Annotated in this window: 15 protein-coding genes; 7 read left to right on the plus strand and 8 right to left on the minus strand. The window is 43.4% G+C overall.

From position 1 onward, the window contains the following. Positions 1-438: 438 nt before the first annotated feature. The 4 genes from clpB to ACM0OP_RS20555 all read right to left on the minus strand — a co-directional run bounded on the left by clpB (position 439) and on the right by ACM0OP_RS20555 (position 6,521). Complete coding sequence (clpB, locus tag ACM0OP_RS20540) at positions 439-3,078, minus strand: ATP-dependent chaperone ClpB (RefSeq protein WP_414530281.1); 2,640 nt, start codon at positions 3,076-3,078, stop codon at positions 439-441. Positions 3,079-3,612: 534 nt separating this feature from the next. After that, positions 3,613-4,563 carry an acetyl-CoA carboxylase, carboxyltransferase subunit beta gene (accD, locus tag ACM0OP_RS20545; RefSeq protein ID WP_414530282.1) on the minus strand — a complete coding sequence of 317 codons (951 nt, stop codon included), beginning with the start codon at positions 4,561-4,563 and terminating at the stop codon, positions 3,613-3,615. A 758-nt stretch (positions 4,564-5,321) separates the two neighbouring features. Then, positions 5,322-6,143 carry a prepilin peptidase gene (locus tag ACM0OP_RS20550; protein ID WP_414530283.1) on the minus strand — a complete coding sequence of 274 codons (822 nt, stop codon included), beginning with the start codon at positions 6,141-6,143 and terminating at the stop codon, positions 5,322-5,324. A 114-nt stretch (positions 6,144-6,257) separates the two neighbouring features. Further along, positions 6,258-6,521, minus strand: a complete 264-nt coding sequence (locus ACM0OP_RS20555) for a hypothetical protein (RefSeq protein WP_414530284.1) — start codon at positions 6,519-6,521, stop codon at positions 6,258-6,260. A 210-nt stretch (positions 6,522-6,731) separates the two neighbouring features. Between ACM0OP_RS20555 and ACM0OP_RS20560 the strand changes: the two genes are divergently transcribed. Then, entirely contained in the window at positions 6,732-7,145 is a 414-nt protein-coding gene (locus tag ACM0OP_RS20560; protein ID WP_414530285.1) for a hypothetical protein, read from the plus strand. A gap of 199 nt (positions 7,146-7,344) precedes the next feature. Here ACM0OP_RS20560 and leuB read toward each other — a convergent pair whose 3' ends face one another. Both leuB and ACM0OP_RS20570 read right to left on the minus strand, forming a co-directional pair. Further along, positions 7,345-8,427, minus strand: a complete 1,083-nt coding sequence (leuB, locus tag ACM0OP_RS20565; RefSeq protein ID WP_414530295.1) for a 3-isopropylmalate dehydrogenase — start codon at positions 8,425-8,427, stop codon at positions 7,345-7,347. 171 nt (positions 8,428-8,598) lie between these two features. Beyond that, positions 8,599-9,561, minus strand: coding sequence for an aldo/keto reductase (locus tag ACM0OP_RS20570; protein WP_414530286.1), 963 nt, complete (start codon positions 9,559-9,561; stop codon positions 8,599-8,601). 517 nt (positions 9,562-10,078) lie between these two features. On the opposite strand from ACM0OP_RS20570, the gene ACM0OP_RS20575 reads away from it, so the two are divergent. Further along, entirely contained in the window at positions 10,079-10,333 is a 255-nt protein-coding gene (locus ACM0OP_RS20575) for a hypothetical protein (protein WP_414530287.1), read from the plus strand. Positions 10,334-10,378: 45 nt separating this feature from the next. On the opposite strand, the gene ggt is transcribed toward ACM0OP_RS20575, so the two are convergent. Further along, the gene (gene ggt / locus ACM0OP_RS20580; protein ID WP_414530288.1) at positions 10,379-12,124 is read right to left on the minus strand and encodes a gamma-glutamyltransferase; all 1,746 of its coding nucleotides are present in this window, start codon (positions 12,122-12,124) and stop codon (positions 10,379-10,381) included. Positions 12,125-12,595: 471 nt separating this feature from the next. Between ggt and ACM0OP_RS20585 the strand changes: the two genes are divergently transcribed. From ACM0OP_RS20585 to rpmA, 3 genes are all read left to right on the plus strand, one after another. After that, positions 12,596-13,444 (plus strand): Rpn family recombination-promoting nuclease/putative transposase, encoded by an 849-nt coding sequence (locus ACM0OP_RS20585; RefSeq protein WP_414530289.1) that lies wholly within the window; start codon positions 12,596-12,598, stop codon positions 13,442-13,444. A 472-nt stretch (positions 13,445-13,916) separates the two neighbouring features. Continuing rightward, entirely contained in the window at positions 13,917-14,315 is a 399-nt protein-coding gene (rplU, locus tag ACM0OP_RS20590; RefSeq protein WP_414530290.1) for a 50S ribosomal protein L21, read from the plus strand. 26 nt (positions 14,316-14,341) lie between these two features. Beyond that, entirely contained in the window at positions 14,342-14,623 is a 282-nt protein-coding gene (gene rpmA, locus ACM0OP_RS20595) for a 50S ribosomal protein L27 (protein ID WP_414530291.1), read from the plus strand. 30 nt (positions 14,624-14,653) lie between these two features. On the opposite strand, the gene ACM0OP_RS20600 is transcribed toward rpmA, so the two are convergent. Next, complete coding sequence (locus tag ACM0OP_RS20600; RefSeq protein WP_414530292.1) at positions 14,654-15,094, minus strand: hypothetical protein; 441 nt, start codon at positions 15,092-15,094, stop codon at positions 14,654-14,656. Between the two features lie 568 nt (positions 15,095-15,662). Here ACM0OP_RS20600 and cruF point away from each other — a divergent pair. Both cruF and cruG read left to right on the plus strand, forming a co-directional pair. Beyond that, positions 15,663-16,571 (plus strand): gamma-carotene 1'-hydroxylase CruF, encoded by a 909-nt coding sequence (gene cruF / locus ACM0OP_RS20605; protein WP_414530293.1) that lies wholly within the window; start codon positions 15,663-15,665, stop codon positions 16,569-16,571. A gap of 88 nt (positions 16,572-16,659) precedes the next feature. After that, positions 16,660-17,826, plus strand: a complete 1,167-nt coding sequence (gene cruG, locus ACM0OP_RS20610; protein WP_414530294.1) for a 2'-O-glycosyltransferase CruG — start codon at positions 16,660-16,662, stop codon at positions 17,824-17,826. The last annotated feature ends 96 nt before the right edge of the window (positions 17,827-17,922 follow it).

Raw genomic sequence — 17,922 nt, forward strand, 5'->3', positions numbered from 1 at the left:
ACAGGGAACAGGGAATAAATTGGTATGTACTTCATTAGACTGGGAAAGGCTATAAGAGGTTGTTTGATCAGTTTTTAGCGATAAATCTTATCACATTTTTACCCCCCTTAATCCCTCCCCTTGATAAGGCTAAATTTACCGACAAATTAGGATTATCCCGTCCCTGAATCATTTGTAGCGGACAGCGACTGACAAAGCTAATGCAGTCAGTCGTTGGATAGCCGCAATCGACTCTAATTGGGTAGCTTCAAGATTAAAATTCGGTTTTTAGGGCTGAAAAATCTTTTTGGTTCAGGATGTGTGTACACGGTAGGTAAGCGAGGAGGGGAGATCATTGACTTGATATTAGGACAAAAACAGATGATGAAATGCTTGGAATTAAGGGGTTTTAAGCCTACTCCCCACTCCCCAGACCTCCCACACCTCCCCACTCCCCATCTAGCTAAATACCTCTACAGGTACGCGACTGAAGGAAAGACGTTCATTCTGCACATCTACAAAAATGGTGTCACCGTCGTTAAATTCACCACGTAAGATGGATTTGGCAATTTGAGTTTCTAATTCTCTCTGAATGGCACGTTTGAGTGGACGCGCTCCATATACAGGGTCGTACCCTACTTCTGCTAAAAAGTCAAGAGCAGTTTCTGAAAGTCTCAGGGACATCTTGCGATCGCTCAATCTTCCCCGTAATCTCTCTACTTGTAACAGGACAATTTGCCGTAATTCCCGTTTATCCAAACCGTGGAAAATAATAATTTCATCAATGCGGTTGAGGAACTCTGGGCGGAAACTATTTCGCATGGTTTCCATGACTCGGCGACGCATTTCGTCATACTGTGTACTTTCCCCGGCGAGATCCAGAATATACTGGGAACCGATGTTACTGGTCATGATAATAATCGTGTTTTTGAAGTCCACTGTGCGACCTTGGGCATCAGTGACTCGACCATCATCGAGAATTTGCAGTAAGATATTGAAAACGTCTGGGTGGGCTTTTTCGATTTCGTCAAATAGAATCACCGCATAAGGACGACGACGAATCGCCTCGGTTAACTGTCCCCCTTCTTCATAACCGACATATCCGGGAGGCGCACCAATCAACCGGGAAACTGCGTGTTTTTCCATGTACTCAGACATATCAATTCGCACCAAAGATTCTTCAGTGTCAAACATATATGCTGCCAGGGCTTTGGCTAGTTCGGTTTTACCGACACCTGTGGGACCAAGGAAAATAAAGCTAGCAATGGGACGATTAGGATCAGCAAGTCCGGCGCGCGATCGCTGAATTGCATCGGCGACAGCTGTCACAGCTTCGGCTTGTCCCACCACCCGGTGATGCAGTTCATCTTCTAAATTTAGGAGTTTTTCTTTTTCCGACTCCACCAACTTACTGATGGGGATTCCTGTCCACTTAGAAATAATTTCGGCAATGTCAGCTTCTGTAACTTCCTCCCGCAAGAGAGATTTACCTGTTCTTTGGGCGTTGGCGAGTTCAGCTTCTGCGGTTTCTAATTGGCGGTGCAAATTGGCTAACTTGCCATATTTCAATTCGGCGGCGCGATTCAGGTCATAATTCCTTTCTGCTTGCTGCACCTCTAAATTCACCCGGTCACTTTCTTCCTTGATGGACTGAATTTTGTTAATAATATCTTTTTCAGATTGCCATTGAGCGGTGAGGGTTCTTTGTTCTTCTTTAAGATCCGCCAGTTCTTTTTCAATTCTTTCTAAACGTTCTCTGGAAGCTGCATCAGTTTCTTTTTGCAAAGACAGCTTTTCCATTTCCAATTGCAGAATCTTCCGGTCGATTTCGTCTAGTTCCTCTGGCTTAGAAGTAATTTCCATTTTCAACCGGGCGGCGGCTTCGTCTACCAAATCGATGGCTTTATCTGGGAGGAAGCGATCGCTAATATATCTACTAGATAATGTCGCAGCAGCCACTAAAGAACTATCAGAAATTTTCACCCCGTGGTGAACTTCATAGCGTTCTTTCAAACCGCGCAAAATAGAAATTGTATCTTCCACACTGGGCTGATCGACATATACCTGCTGGAAGCGTCGTTCCAGAGCCGCATCTTTTTCGATATACTTGCGATATTCATCTAAAGTCGTCGCCCCAATACACCGCAATTCACCCCGCGCTAACATGGGCTTTAACAAATTACCCGCATCCATCGCCCCTTGAGTCGCACCCGCGCCGACGACGGTATGAATTTCATCAATAAATAAAACTATATTTCCGCCGGATTCCGTAACTTCTTTTAATACTGCTTTCAGACGTTCTTCAAATTCACCCCGGAATTTCGCCCCAGCGATTAACGCCCCCATATCTAAAGCAATTAACTTGCGGTCTTTCAGAGACTGGGGGACATCACCAGCAATAATCCGTTGCGCTAGTCCTTCCGCGATCGCAGTTTTACCCACACCCGGTTCCCCAATTAGCACAGGATTATTCTTAGTCCGGCGCGAGAGAATCTGCACAGTGCGGCGAATTTCATCATCCCGCCCAATCACCGGATCAAGTTGACCTTTACGTGCTGCTTCTGTCAAATCACGTCCGTATTTTTCCAGTGATTGGTATTTTCCTTCTGGATTTTGGTCGGTCACTTTTTGACTCCCACGAATTTGCTTAATAATATTTTTCAGTTTGCCTTCGTCTAAACCAAATTCTTGGAATACACCTTTACCAAAGCGCCCATCTTTGGCATAACCCAGCAATAGATGTTCCACAGAGATGTATTCGTCTTTAAATTCCTGACGATATCCATCAGCTCTATCTAAGAGTGTATCTAAACTGCGTCCCAAAAATACCGATGTGCTGCTACCAGATACTTTCGGCTGACGTTCTAGAAATTGTTCTGTGCGTTGGCGCAGTACCTCTGTCAGGGGTTCCCGGACTTTGGGCAAATCAGCCGCCGCCTTAGTTAAAATGCTGTTAGCTAAACCATCTTGTTCCAGCAACGCTTTCATCAAGTGTTCGCTTTCCAGTTGCTGTTGTTGATGTTGTTTAGCAATCTCTGGGGTTTGGGCGATCGCTTCCCAGGCTTTTTCAGTAAATTGATTAGGATTAGTAGGTTGCATAGGCTTTTCGATAAACCATTGTAAATATGAGGCGCACAGATAACTAGAGCCAGTTTTGTATTTATATGGTTATTGTAGGAACACAGACACAATTAGCAGGATCGGTCTTCACGTCTTTAGAGAGTAGTATTATCGCCCGTTTTTGTGGCTACTAGGGCAGCCGAGAGGCAGAAATTGCCCCTAACCTCCTTGAAGTTGCGATAAATTAAGCTTTTTAGCGTCAATTCTAATTTAGCCTCAAGCCCAGAAATAACTTATTCCCTAGCAAGAATTTGGAGATTAGCGGAATTTAAAGGTTGTTGCCCAAGTAAAGCACTAATAAACTGATTATCAAAATTATCTGCGATCGCCGCCGGATATTTACCCAACTACTACATAGTCGTATATTTAACAGCTGCAATTAAAGCCGATAGCTGCGATCGCCGTAGGTATCGCATTGAGCAGAGTCGAAATACGCTCAGTGCAAGTTGGGGACTGGGGATTGGTGATTGGGTATTAGAAACTAAAAATCTGCCCCCCTGCCCCTTCCCCCTACTACTCAGCAGCAGTAGAACTCAAACGCATGGTTTCCCATAACACCATAGGGTGTGTAGTTGGTATAGGTTGGTGCAGAGCAATTAGTTGGGTTAAAGTGGTCTTTAATTGGGTGCGGGATACAATATCATCCACAAAACCATGCTTTAACAAATCTTCTGCGGTTTGAAAATCTTCTGGTAGTTTTTCGCGCAGGGTTTGCTCAATCACTCGCCGACCAGCAAAACCAATGGTTGCTTTGGGTTCTGCAATGATAATATCTCCTAACATGGCAAAACTAGCGGTAACGCCTCCGGTAGTGGGGTTAGCCAGTATGGGAATGTATAGTAGTTTGGCTTGGCGATGACGATCTAAAGCGGCGGAGATTTTAGCCATTTGCATTAAGGAAAGCATTCCTTCTTGCATTCTCGCACCACCAGAGGTACAAACAATCACTACAGGGTATTGTCTCTGAGTAGCTTGTTCAATTAAGCGGGTGAGTTTTTCTCCGACTACTGAACCCATACTACCGCCCATGAAGCGGAAATCCATTACCCCCAGGGCTATGGGTAAACCATTGATTTCACCCAACCCGGTTTTAACTGCGTCTATTAAACCAAGTTTATCTTCCATTTCCCGCAGGCGATCGCTATAGGGTTTACGATCGCGGAATTGTAGAGGATCTGTGGGGCGCAGATGTTCATCTAGGGGTTTCCAGGTATTGATATCTATCAATTGGCGGATTCGCTCATCACTATCCACCCGATTATGATGTCCACATTCTACACAGACCATCTGGTTAGCTTTTAGGTCTTTTGTATAGGTCAATACGCCACATTTAGGACACTTATGCCATAGTCCGTCAGCAATTTCTCGCTCTTGGCGTTCTAAGTTGGTAGAGCCTAATTTTCTTCGATTTGCAAACCAATCTAACAGAGACTTTAAACCACGTGATTCTTCGTTGTTTGCCATTTTTATCTTTTTTTTAAGTGGGTATGAGGTTGAAAACATATCAAGCCACTATGGGATGTTTAGCTGAAAAACTTTTAAGTCTAGAGCAACTGAGTTGTATCTCTGATGACTTACGCTTTCAAAGTCTCGATATTTGCTGTTAGAAAAATGCAAATACAGCACATTTCATTTGGGTGAGGTACACAAGGGCGGGCATCATTGCCCTCCCCCACAAGAGTTTCACCATTGCTTTTTGTACCTCATGTATCTGCAACTTGCTGTAACACCCCATTTTAGCTTTTGATTCTTGACTAATTCTCAAATTATGCTTATAAGCAATTCAGACCTGATTTTGCATCGTTGGTTGCCAGCTTAACCAAAATGCTGATGCCAGCACAAGTCTCTTGCTACCCTGAATTTGATATGGGACTTACGCAACAACTCACTCAAACCCGCTTGACTTCCTGTTCTTTGTCTGATTAGCGGTGGTTATTTTCATAATTTTTGCGTCAGTCATGTTGTAAATCGATGAACAGTTAAAGATCAACCTCTAAGCAAGATGTTGTTTATTCAACCCAACGGGAACCACTAGCCCAAATAAATCTTTTCCATAGCTTGGGAAATCTGGTAGTCCCCTATATTCAAATCGGGGTGAAAAGACTAATAGGGTGATAGCAGTTATAAGCTGATATTACCAAAAGCTAAAAGCAGTGTGAGGTAATGACAGCTACAAACGTGGGGAGTGTGGGGGGTGTGGGGAATGGGGTATGGGGGGTGTCTTATCCCGGTGAGAAAAATAAGCCCAGGTAGCTAGATAAAATGGCTTCACCACTAAAGACAGTGATGACTGCGCCTAAAGCGAGAAAAGGCCCGAAGGGTATTTTTTGTCCGGTTTTTTGTTTTGAGCGTAATATTGCACCACCACCGATGATTACACCAACTACACAGGCGAGAAAGCTGGCTAAAAGCAAATATTTCCAGCCTAACCAAGCTCCCATCATGGCGGCTAATTTGGCATCACCGGCACCCATTGCAGTTTTACCCAAGGCGATCGAACCTAATAATGCGATCGCATCAAACAGCCATAATCCTAATACACCTCCGATAATCGCCATCATCAGGTGATTGATTAATCCCATCCCACCGCCTGCGGTAAAAAACCCAATGGCCATTTGAAAGCAAATCCCTACTACTAACCCTGATTTCGTCAGCACATTAGGTAGGGTCATTGTATCTAAATCTATTAAAGATAACGCTAATAGCCAACTACAAAAAGCCCAGTAACTTAATGTCAGAATTGAAACTTCAAATTCCCAAAATACGATTAAAAAAATTATCCCCATTATCCCTTCTACCACAGGATAACGGATGGAAATCTGAGTTTTACAATATCGGCATTTACCTTTTAACCATACCCATCCCAGCACTGGTACATTATCATGAGCTTTGAGCTGGTTTAAACAACGGGGACAGCGAGAAGGCGGCCACAGAACCGATAACTTAGCCGGTATTCGATAAACTACTACATTCAAAAAGCTGCCAATAGATGCACCCAGCACAAAGACAATGATACTCGCCAGAACGACCATCAAAATGTCCATATATTTCTTTGTCAATTTGCATACACTACTTTAGCCTGTAGTTGCTGTTTTGCCACAGAAATGTCAAGACTTGTTAAGAGTGTATGTGTCTTGTCAAAGGTCAATGACCAATACCTAATACATATGTGATTCTATTTGAGTTAAGGGTACAAAACATTCTTGGGGTAAAAGTACTGGTTGGTCAGTAAAAATCACTTTACCACGGTGAGTAAGATGATTAATTGCTACTCCTGAAGCTTGTCCAGCTATTTCAGGATGTACTTCACAATGGATGTAGTAAATCTGCCCTGCTGCTCTGATTAAGGCTGGATCAATCAAAGGAGTCTGGTTTTTGGGGGCAGTAGTAAATTTTGATTGTTCTTGTCGTAATGCGTACACTATCGACTGTTATATAATTGCTAGGTTTGTTTTCAGTGTATCTGATACATTCGGAAAATGTTGCCAAATTGCCATATTTAGGCGGAAAATTATGATTTTTACATTTATACCTTGAATAAATACTTACAACATCATGATGGATACTGACCAATTCTCCTAGGGTGAACTAAGTTAGCGGGAATAAATCTAACAATAAAATTATAGTTATTGATGATGCATTTTCCACAGCAGTGCATTGCACGCTTACTTTGTTCGCTAGTGGTAAGTCTGGTAACAACCTTCGTGGGAGGTTGCTATTTTCATCCTGGCGACGAGACACAAATCAAGCGCCAAGCTTCGCAAATCATAGCCAAAGAAGTTCCCGAAGAACGCTTCGTAGTCGAGAAAGTTAACTTGGCTGCCTGGCCTGGGGATTTGTCGGGGTATTCAGTCCTGATGCGTAGTCGGAAATATCCTTTGCTGACAATCGAGATACCTTTTACCTATAAGCGCTCAGACAGGTCTTTTGTGTTCAATCTGGAGGGTTTCCAAAATCAGGTGCGATCACAGCGTTTAGCACTGCGGCTAAAGCGAGAACTACAGTCAGCCTTTGCTACATCAAAATATCAGCAAAAGTCCATTTAGCGTTCAAGTCGAAACTAACCAGAAGTTTTCTAATCTGGTAATCAATGCCAAAATTTACCGAGGAGATAATTTAGATCCCCAATTTCCTCAAGAGCATCTCCAAAGCATGATGCCAAGGTTAAATCATTTCCTTGGCGTAGTTGACACTGTTCTGTAGAACTTCTAGAAGACGTACCCCCTCTGTGATCAAAACGAGATATCACTCCAAAGCTTTAATTAATGATTCCCCCATAGCGCGGCAACCTAAAAGATTCATCCCAGGGGACATAATATCACCGGTGCGATCGCCTTGGGCTAAAACTTGTAATACAGCCTGTTCTATTTTGTCGGCGGCTTGGGGTTGGTCTAAACCGTAGCGTAACATCATGGCTGCACTCAATACCTGAGCCAGAGGATTGGCTTTATCTTGTCCGGCGATATCGGGGGCGGAACCGTGGACTGGTTCAAATACACCAGGGCCAGAAGCACCTAAACTCGCAGAGGGCAACATCCCAATACTACCAGTGAGCATGGCGGCGGCATCTGAGAGAATATCACCAAATAAATTACCAGTGACAATGGTATCAAACTGCTTGGGAGCGCGTACCAGTTGCATGGCGGCGTTATCGACGTAGAGATGAGATAGTTCTACATCAGGATATTCTGTAGCCAGTTTAGTCATGCGATCGCGCCACAACTGTGATACATCTAATACATTGGCTTTATCTACAGAACAGAGTTTCCCTCCCCGTTTGCGGGCTGCTTCAAAACCTACGCGCCCAATGCGGTCAATTTCTGACTCAGTGTAAACCATTGTATTTACACCGCGTTTTTCCCCGGTGTCAGTGGTAAAAATCCCTTTGGGTTGACCGAAATAAATCCCCCCAGTCAGTTCCCGCACTACCATAATATCTACCCCTTCTACTACTTCCCGTTTTAAGGTGGAAGCATCGATTAACTGGGGCAAAATTTGGGCTGGGCGGAGATTGGCAAATAAACCTAATCCGGCGCGCAATCCTAATAAACCTGCTTCTGGACGTGATTTAGACGGTAGGGAATCCCATTTATAACCACCGATAGCAGCGAGTAAGATAGCGTCACTGTTGCGGCAAGTATCTAGGGTAGCAGCTGGCAGGGGTTCCCCGGTTGCGTCAATTGCTGCGCCGCCAATTAGGGCTTCTGTGAATTGAAATTGAATATCAAATTGTTTACCAACAACCTTCAGCACGTCTACCGCTACGGCCATAATTTCGGGGCCAATGCCATCGCCGGGGAGTAGGGTAATGCGGTAGTTTTGGGACATGGTTAATTTTTCTGGGGTAAATGCTTGTAGATTCAATATCATACTAAATTAACGAACCGCAAAGTACGCAAAGTACACAAAGGAAGAAAAGCAGAAGGGAAGGAATGGGGCGTAGTCTCACACTCTCATTGCTCTGTGTACTCTGTTTCCTCTGTGGTTCGTTTTAAATCTTTATGACCAGCTCCACATAACAGGATTTTCATCGTGATGATCGGTAACAATGCGCCCAATGGTGTCTATTTCTGCCAGTTCTTCCGGAGAAAGTTTAATTTCCGCAGCTTTGGCGTTGTCTTGAGCTTGTTCGGGATAACGCGCTCCGGCGATCGCATTTGCTTGGGGTTGGGCGATTAACCAAGCTAGGGCTAATTGAGCCAGGCTACAATTATGACGGGCTGCTATGGGACGTAATTTTTCTAAGGCTTGTTGGGCGTGTTGAATGTTTTCGCCTTGGAATAATTTATTTTTAGCCCGGTTGTCTGTGGGGTCAAATTTATGACCAGGGGCAAATTTGCCGGTTAATAATCCTTGGGCTAGGGGTGAATAAGCCAAGATGGAAATATTATTTTCTATACAATAGGGCATGGTATCCTTTTCTACCTGCCGCCAAAATAGGGAATATGGGGGTTGTAAGCTGTCAATCCGTCCATACTGTGAGGCTTCTACTAATTGAGCGTGGTTAAAGTTAGAAACACCGATGGCGCGGATTTTTCCCTGTTCTTTGAGTTTATTTAAGGCTTCCATAGTCTCTGCAATGGGGACTATTTCAGAGTTGAATGCTCCGGAAGGCCAATGTATTTGGTATAGGTCTATGTAGTCTGTTTTCAGGTTTTTTAAGGAGCGATCGCACGCTTCTATGACTAAATCATGCTGGAGATGGTTAGCGAAAACTTTCGAGGCGTACTCCACGCGATCGCGCAGATCTGATAAAGCTGCTGCAATTACTTGTTCAGAATGTCCCTCTCCATAAACTTCAGCAGTATCAATTGTCGTTATCCCAGCTTCAACGGCGGCGCGGATAGTTTTAATGGAATCATCATCCTCAATTCCCGTCCACATGGCTTTACCCGCTTGCCAAGTCCCCATGAGGATGGGTGTAATGTGAATATCTGATGTACCTAGTCTGCGCTTTTCCATGATGCTTTCCTGGTAAATATCTCTGAATATTTCATAATTTAACGGTTTTTGGGAGACGTTAAATCTGAGTAACGGTAGATACTGTCTAAATTAACCCCAAATTGGCAGTAATTGAGAAAATTATGGCTAATCAATGGTCAGATTTTTTTTGCCTCTGTGGAAACGCTGGAAATACAGGTAATATCAGTCATCTATGCCCTTGTAGTCCTGATCACAAATTCCTCAGAGGGCAATATTTACCTAAATCGTAGTTATTGTTACATACACTGACAAAAACCACAGTTACTATGGGAAAAATCTTACCCTCCTGGTAAGACACGAGATAAATCTCAATTTATCTTGATTTTCTAGACAAAGCCATTGATTAGGACAGCTGAGTAATTAAGGAATTTTGCTGTCCTAGTTTGTACATAAAATCACAAATACTGTCGGGATAATAAATTACCCCACAAGGCTGAGGCAGATATTTACAAAATTCTGCCACTATGCAACTAAGCAAAACGTAAAGGAGTTTGCCATGCAACGTCAAATGTGCTGGTTATCTAAGTCTGGCAGCGATGGAGAGAAAATTTTGCATCTGCAAGCCTCACCGAATCAACCTTGGCGACCCTACACAGCTTTTCCTCAATTTTCAGTCCCTGATTATCAAATTCCTGGTGGTTCTAAGGGTTGGGCAACTTATCAAAAACTGCTGAAAGCAGGCTGGACTTTAGTGCATAGCGCACGGGCAAATGAGTTTACCAGCAGCTATGTAGAATCAATTAGGGAGTAGGGAGTGGGGAGTGGGGAGTAGGGAGTAGGGAGTAGGGAGTGGAAATTAGAACCCACTGGGAAAACCTTGACCACGAGGATCGGCTGCTGCTTCTAAATCTCCTTCTGCGGTGACAGCGATCGCGTTAGCATTACCCCAAGAGTTACTTTCGTTGATTTTATGTCCGCGACGGCGTAACTCTTGCAGCGTCAGTGTATCTAAACCCCAACGTTCCACTCGTAATTCATCAGGGAACCACTGGTGATGTATGCGCGGGACTGAAACGGCTGCACCGACATCCATTTGGTATTCCAACACATTCAGGATAATTTGCAGTACCTGAGTGATGATGGTGCTACCGCCGGGAGTTCCCACCGCCATCCGGAGGCGGCCATTTTCGGTGATAATTGTGGGAGTCATGCTAGATAAGGGGGTTTTACGCGGTGCAATCGCATTAGCTTCGTTACCTAATAAACCAAATGCATTGGGGACTCCGGGTGCAGCTGCAAAATCATCCATCTCGTTGTTGAGGACAATTCCCGTTCCTGGTGTGACTACACCTGCACCAAAACCCAAATTAATCGTAAAAGTCAGACTGACGGCGTTATGTTCCTCATCTACTACAGTTAAATGGCTGGTTTCAGTAGATTCCATTCTGGGGAGGTGGGGAGTGGGGGAAGAACGGAGATTAACTGGCTTGACTTCACTTGCAGGTTTTGCCTTTTCTAAATTAATTTCTTGACGGCGTTTTTGGGCGTAGTCTGGGCTAATTAGTTTTTCTACTGGGACTTTGATAAAATCGGGATCACCTAAATGTTGTGAACGATCAGCATAAGCAATTTTCATCGCTTCTACCATTAAATGCAATGCATCAGGGTGATGCCATCCTAAAGATTGCAAATCAGTGTCACCAATTATGTTTAATATCTGCAATAAATGTACTCCTCCCGATGAAGGTGGGGGCATTGAGCAGATTTTAGCTTGACGGAAATTTCCACAAACGGGAGTGCGCCAAATTGGTTTATAGGCTTTGAGGTCTTCTAGGGTAATTAAACCACCATTTTTTGCCATGTCAGAGGCGATCGCCCAGGCAATATTTCCGGTATAAAAACTATGGGGACTACGAGCAATATCTGTTAAAGTCCGCGCCAAATCACGCTGTAATAATCTTTCCCCCGGCTGATAGAACTCCCCATCACGAGTGAAAATGTCCCGCATTCCAGGGTTATTTAACATAGTCTGGAGACGTGTATCATTGATAGTCAAATAACGGGGGGATAGGGTACGTCTGAGTATAAAGCCATTTTCCGCCAGTGCGATCGCAGGTTTTACCACCTCTGCCCAAGGTAACTGACCATAACGACGATGTACTTCATACAATCCCGCCACTGTTCCCGGTGTCGCCACAGCTAAATAGCCAGTCACACTTGCATTAGGACTTACCTGACCTTCTGCATCCAGATACATATCTTTTGTGGCTTTCAGGGGGGCGCGTTCCCGAAAATCCAAGGCTTTGATTTCACCAGTTTTTCCAGAATGCATTAATAAAAAACCACCCCCACCAATCCCGGCGGAAAAAGGTTCAACTACAGAAATAGCAAAAGTTGTCGCCACCGCCGCATCAATAGCGTTACCACCTTGGCGCAACATAGTAATTCCTGCATCACTGGCTAGAGGATGGGCTGAAACCACCATTCCCTTGCGACTGCGTAGGGGTGATGTAATAGTGGCGATCGCAGCTTGGCTGTAAATAATCAGGCTACAAGAAAAGATGGCGATCGTAATCCGTCGGTATACAGCAAAAATAGACATTTTTTTGATTCTTTTAATTGTAATAGTATCAGTAAGTTGGTGAGAACAACCCTAATATAAAAATATTCTAATTTAGCTCATATTCAGGACTAGAAACCTTTAATTATTTACGATGACTTACTGACATTAATTACTAGTGGCGCAACGACTCTCCCTTTTCTAAAATCAACTCAATATTTGTTTTCTGTTTATTGATAAACTAAATACACGACTTCTTCAATAAGTCGTGAATGTTTTTCTTCGTGACTATGTACGAGATAATAATAACGCTTGATAAAATATAGGACTACGGTTTGATTATTGAAAAAATCTAGGTGTTGTAGGGTGTGTTAGACGGAACGTCGTAACGCACGAAAGGCTTTCAGGATGGTGCGTTACGCTTCGCTTTAGCGGAGCCATGCCCCTTGGGCTATACAGCACCCTACGTGTTTTTCAGAAATCAAATATGATTCCTATAGGTACTTATGATCAATGTCCTTCGACAATCTCTGCAAGCTGCTATCAGAAAAACATCCAGACAGATTTGCTAGTTGGGTATTAGGGACACCCCAAACAGGTGCTACAGTCCTGAAAACCGAATTGAGTATTGAACCCATCCGCGCCGATTACGTCACCTTTTTACAACTAGAAGGTAGGATCTTACACCTAGAATTTCAAACCAAATTAGAATCCACACCACCCCTACCTCTGCGAATGCTAGATTATTGGGTGCGGTTGTATCGGTTGTATCGCTTACCAATCACACAAGTGGTAGTTTTACTACTTCCACCTAAAGATGACATTGAAATTCCTACAGCCTTTACAGTGGAAAACACCAGACACGAATATCGGGTAATTAAGATGTGGGAGGAAAACCCCGAACCGTTTCTTCAAGACTCAGCTTTGTTACCTCTAGCATCTTTAACAGCCACAAATCAACCCCAAAACTTGCTAGAAAAAATTGTACAGCGAGTCAACCAAGTGGAGACAACACAACGACCGGAAATTTCCGCCTACACCCAAATCTTAGCAGGGTTAAAATTTAAGAAGGATTTGATTAGAAAATTATTTCGGGAGGGTATGATGCGCGAGTCAGTAATTTACCAAGAAATTCTCGAAGAAGGGGAACAGCGAGGGGAACAAAGAGGAAGACAAGAAGGGCGACAAGAAGGGGAAAGAAGTCTGGTTTTACGTCAACTCACTCGCAAAGTGGGAGAATTACCCCCAGGGATGGGTGAACAATTGCAAACTCTGTCTTTGCAACAATTAGAAAATCTGGGTGAGGCGTTATTGGACTTTAACACTTTGTTGGATTTGGAGACATGGTTAGCCAATAAATAGAAACCTAACCCCAAGCAAACTAGAGATTCTTGGGGTTAACACCGTGATTTATTAGAAAATATTGTATGTAGCAACGGAAATATTGCTTAGAACATCATCATTATGGTTTTAAGGGAAAAGGGAACAGGGAACAGGGAATGTCCTAATTACCTTGGCGGTTGCTATAACTAACGACAAGAACATCCCCAGGCATATCTGAAAATTATTTACGCTGACCTACTTATCTTCCGTACAACCAGGGTAAATCCTGACTAAGTTTCCACAGGTCAATCATCTTTTGGGTTTCGAAAAAGTGATAGATTTTTAGTTGACTTAAATCCATTTAACAAAGTATAATTATAGATTGTCTGTCTAACTAATTCCTGCTCGGATCAGGTAGACATATAACAAAAGCTAGCAACAGCGATAGATCAAAATCTGATAAATCGCATTTAAAGCCAGCTACCTGTACGGCAACTTCAAGGACAATTCCATGACCTACGCAATTATTGAAACTGGCGGTAAGCAACTTAAAGTTGAGCCAGGTCGCTTTTACGATATTGAACTGCTCCATATCGAAGCCGACGAGAAAGTTACAATAGATTCAGTATTACTAGTGCAGAACGACGGCGAAGTTACCATTGGACAGCCGTTGGTAGCAGGGGCGACTATAGAAGGAACAGTTGTACGCAATCTTCGGGGTCGCAAAGTCCTGGTTTATAAAATGAAACCTAAAAAGAAAACCCGCAAAAAACGGGGACATCGCCAGGAAATTACGAGACTTATGATTGACTCCATCACTCTGAATGGTGCGGTGTTTACTGCTCCCGAAGGTGTATCGGCTGAACCTCCCGTTATCGATAATTCCCCTGTAGAAGCTGTTGCTGAATAATAATAGAAAAAACACAAGAGGTAATTATGGCTCATAAGAAAGGTACTGGTAGTACTCGTAACGGTCGTGACTCTAATGCTCAACGCTTGGGTGTGAAGCGCTATGGTGGTCAAACCGTTTTGGCGGGAAATATTCTCGTTCGTCAACGTGGTACTAAGTTTCACCCCGGTAATAATGTCGGTATTGGTAGTGATGACACTTTGTTTGCCTTGGTTGAAGGTGTTGTAGCCTTTGAAAGAAAAGGTAAATCTCGTAAAAAAGTCAGTGTTTATCCAGTTCCTGCGCCAGTTGAGGCTGCTGCTGTTTAGAATTGCTTGGGTGGGTATTTCCCACCCTGTTTATGACAATGAATGGGAAAAACTGATATGGAGTAGTTTACCCAAGGCTAAACCTGCTAAGGAAAATAGCAGCGTAATTAAAAAAGCTTGTCTTTGTTTAAAACCAACAGATTGAAGGTCAATTCTCGCTAAGATACCAGCAGAAATAATCAGCAAGGTATCGAGAAATATTTGGAACCAAGCCAGCATTAAAAAAAATAAGAATGCGCCAAAAGTGGTAACAGCAAAAGACCTGATATTTGAGCGCACCAGTAGAGTAGAATATTTTGAGATTGCTGACCAAGGAACAGTCAAACTAGCCACTAAGACCAAGACAGTAAGTATAAAAGTTATCCAGACATATAAAGGGGCTTGTGTTTCGGATAATCCCCAACCCAATGTACTGTAACTCAGCAGTACCAATACTAACGAAATCCAAGGTAGTCTTTTAACAATAGACATCAGTCGGTGTAGCCATGAGTGGCTCAACTTATTATTGCAGAAGTATTGGGTGTCAATACAGAGTGAGTTCTAGTTATATCCTCTAGTTTGGTGTAGGTAAGTAATGATGGTTTTGGTGATGTAGCCATAGAGAAGAGGAGCCACTGATAAATTCACCTTATTTCTGGGATTAGGGCTGTATCTCGCCTAGAATATATAGCAACCGCCAAGGACGTTAGGACATAAATTGATCATAAAAGTTATACACCGAAAGGCTTTTACCCCACTCCCCACTCCCTACTCCCTACTCCATACTCCCTACTCCCCACCTATACCTTTCAGATGGTGAAATCACGAAGGCTAAGTAGAAAAATTGGATTTAGTTAGATGGATTTTGGCTGCGATCGCTTAGACTATAGATTTATCATCCTATTTTTTGTCGATGAAATCAATAAACTGTTATACATTTGCCAAGAAAACTGAAGCACTTGCAAAGAATAATGGCACAAACTAGTTAAATATTTGCGTAAACATTTGTAAACTATTAACAGCCGAGTAGCCACGTGTCACATTTTGTGAAGGATTTATTATGAAACAACTTGTAATCGCTGAACGGGTATGCCTGATAGGTCATATCGTGTCAATGATTTTCGGATTGGTAGGGATATTACTTGTTATACCTAATGCCGAAGTAATTTTACATTTATCTGACGTTGGACAAACCGCGATGCAGTGGAGTATGGCAGGTGGTGGTGTTGTCTATATGATCTTGGGAACAGCAGCTGTATTTTTGTATGGTCTGCGGACCTTGGGTTTGGGTAGAATCTTAGGATTTATGCTACCTGCAATCCTGATTTCTTTGACTAGTGAATTGCTAGGAACCAGTACAGGATTTCCTTTCGGTAACTACAGCTATCTCAGTGGCTTGGGCTATAAAATCGCTGGTTTAGTGCCGTTTACAATTCCCCTGTCATGGTTTTATGTAGGATGTTCTTCTTACCTGTTAGCACGTGCGGGTTTAGAAGTGGATACCAAACCTAGCTGGTGGCGACATATCGGTGCTATTGGTTTGGGTTCTTTGCTGTTAACTTCTTGGGATTTTGTCCTAGACCCAGCAATGAGTCAAACTTCTCTACCTTTCTGGTATTGGCAACAACCAGGGCCTTTCTTTGGAATGCCTTATCAAAACTTTGTGGGCTGGTTGGGTACTGGTGCTGTGTTTATGACTGTGGCGGCGTTGCTATGGAACAATAACCCGATTAAATTTGAGCGATCGCAACTCAATGTACCCTTAATAGTATATTTAGCTAACTTCGGCTTTGCTACAGTCATGAGTTTAGCGGCTGGTTTCACCATTCCTGTAGGATTAGGCTTTATACTAGGTGTAGGTCCCTCTCTAGCACTGTGGTTAAAAGGATCAGCCGTATCTGCCCAAGCTGATGCCGAATCAACAATCAACGCAGTTTCAGTGGCAAATATTAACGTTGCTTTGAAATAAAATTAGGGGACAGGAAGATAACCAATACCCCATGTCCCCTAACCAATTTTTTGTGTAATCACCATTCCCATTGCAAAATATTTTTACTGTGGAAAACGCTTTAACAGTAGAAAGCGTCATAACTTTTCTATTGCTACTTATCCAAATACCAGCAACAGCTATTCTCCTTTCACGTCTGGTTAAGGGGCCAAGAAGACTTCCGCCCCTTGAAGCCCAACAGCCAATACCTGAGCTTTTGGGTACTGTCAGCGTTGTTGTTCCTACGCTAAATGAGGCGCTGCGTATTAGTCCTCTGTTATCTGGCTTGAGTCGCCAAAGTTACGAGGTGCGGGAAATTATTGTAGTGGATAGTAATTCCCAAGATGGTACGCCGGATTTAGTTAAAACTGCACAACAGCAAGACCCCCGTTTTCGCTTAATGACCGATGACCCTTTACCAGCTAATTGGGTGGGTCGTCCTTGGGCATTACATAATGGCTTTTTGCACAGTTCCGAAGCTAGTGAATGGTTTCTGGGAATGGATGCTGATACCCAACCAGATCCTGGTTTAGTGGCTAGTTTGGTCAAGACCGCAGCAGCCCAAGAATATGATTTGGTTTCTCTTTCACCGCAGTTTATCCTTCAATATCCTGGTGAATGCTTGCTGCAACCGGCGTTATTAATGACTCTGCTGTACAGGTTTGATCCGGCGGGAATTACCACGGAACAGCCAGAACGGGTAATGGCTAATGGCCAATGCTTTTTGTGTCGCCGTTCGGTTTTAGCCGCAGTGGGTGGTTATAGCAGTGCTAGGAGTTCTTTTTGTGATGATGTCACATTAGCGCGATATATTGCGGCGCAAGGCTTTAAGGTGGGCTTTTTGGATGGCGCAAAGGTGCTGAAGGTGCGGATGTATGAGGGCGCAGTAGAAACTTGGAAGGAATGGGGGCGCAGTCTGGATTTAAAAGATGCATCTCCACCTGCTCAAGTTTGGGGGGATTTATGGTTACTTTCCGCAGTTCAGGGTTTACCTTTGTTGGTTGTTTTGAGTTGCTTTTTGATTTCCTTCAATCCTCTGTTATTGGGTTTGAATATCTTTTTGTTAGTGATTCGCTTTGCTATGCTATTGGCGATCGCACCTTCTTATGACCGCAAAAATGCTCAAGGTGGCTGGTTATTTTGGCTTTCTCCTTTAGCTGATCCCATCGCCGTACTGCGAATCTTTATATCAGCACTGCACACCCCCAAGGAGTGGCGAGGAAGGAAGTATAACTGATTGCTGGATATGGAAGACCCCACGCCCAGTCCCTCCCCGCAAGCCTACGGTGTACACACAAGTAGAAGTAAACTACTAGGGGAGGGGACTTTATGA

The sequence above is a fragment of the Nodularia chucula CCY0103 genome, from assembly GCF_963923915.1.
Lineage (GTDB): Bacteria > Cyanobacteriota > Cyanobacteriia > Cyanobacteriales > Nostocaceae > Nodularia > Nodularia chucula.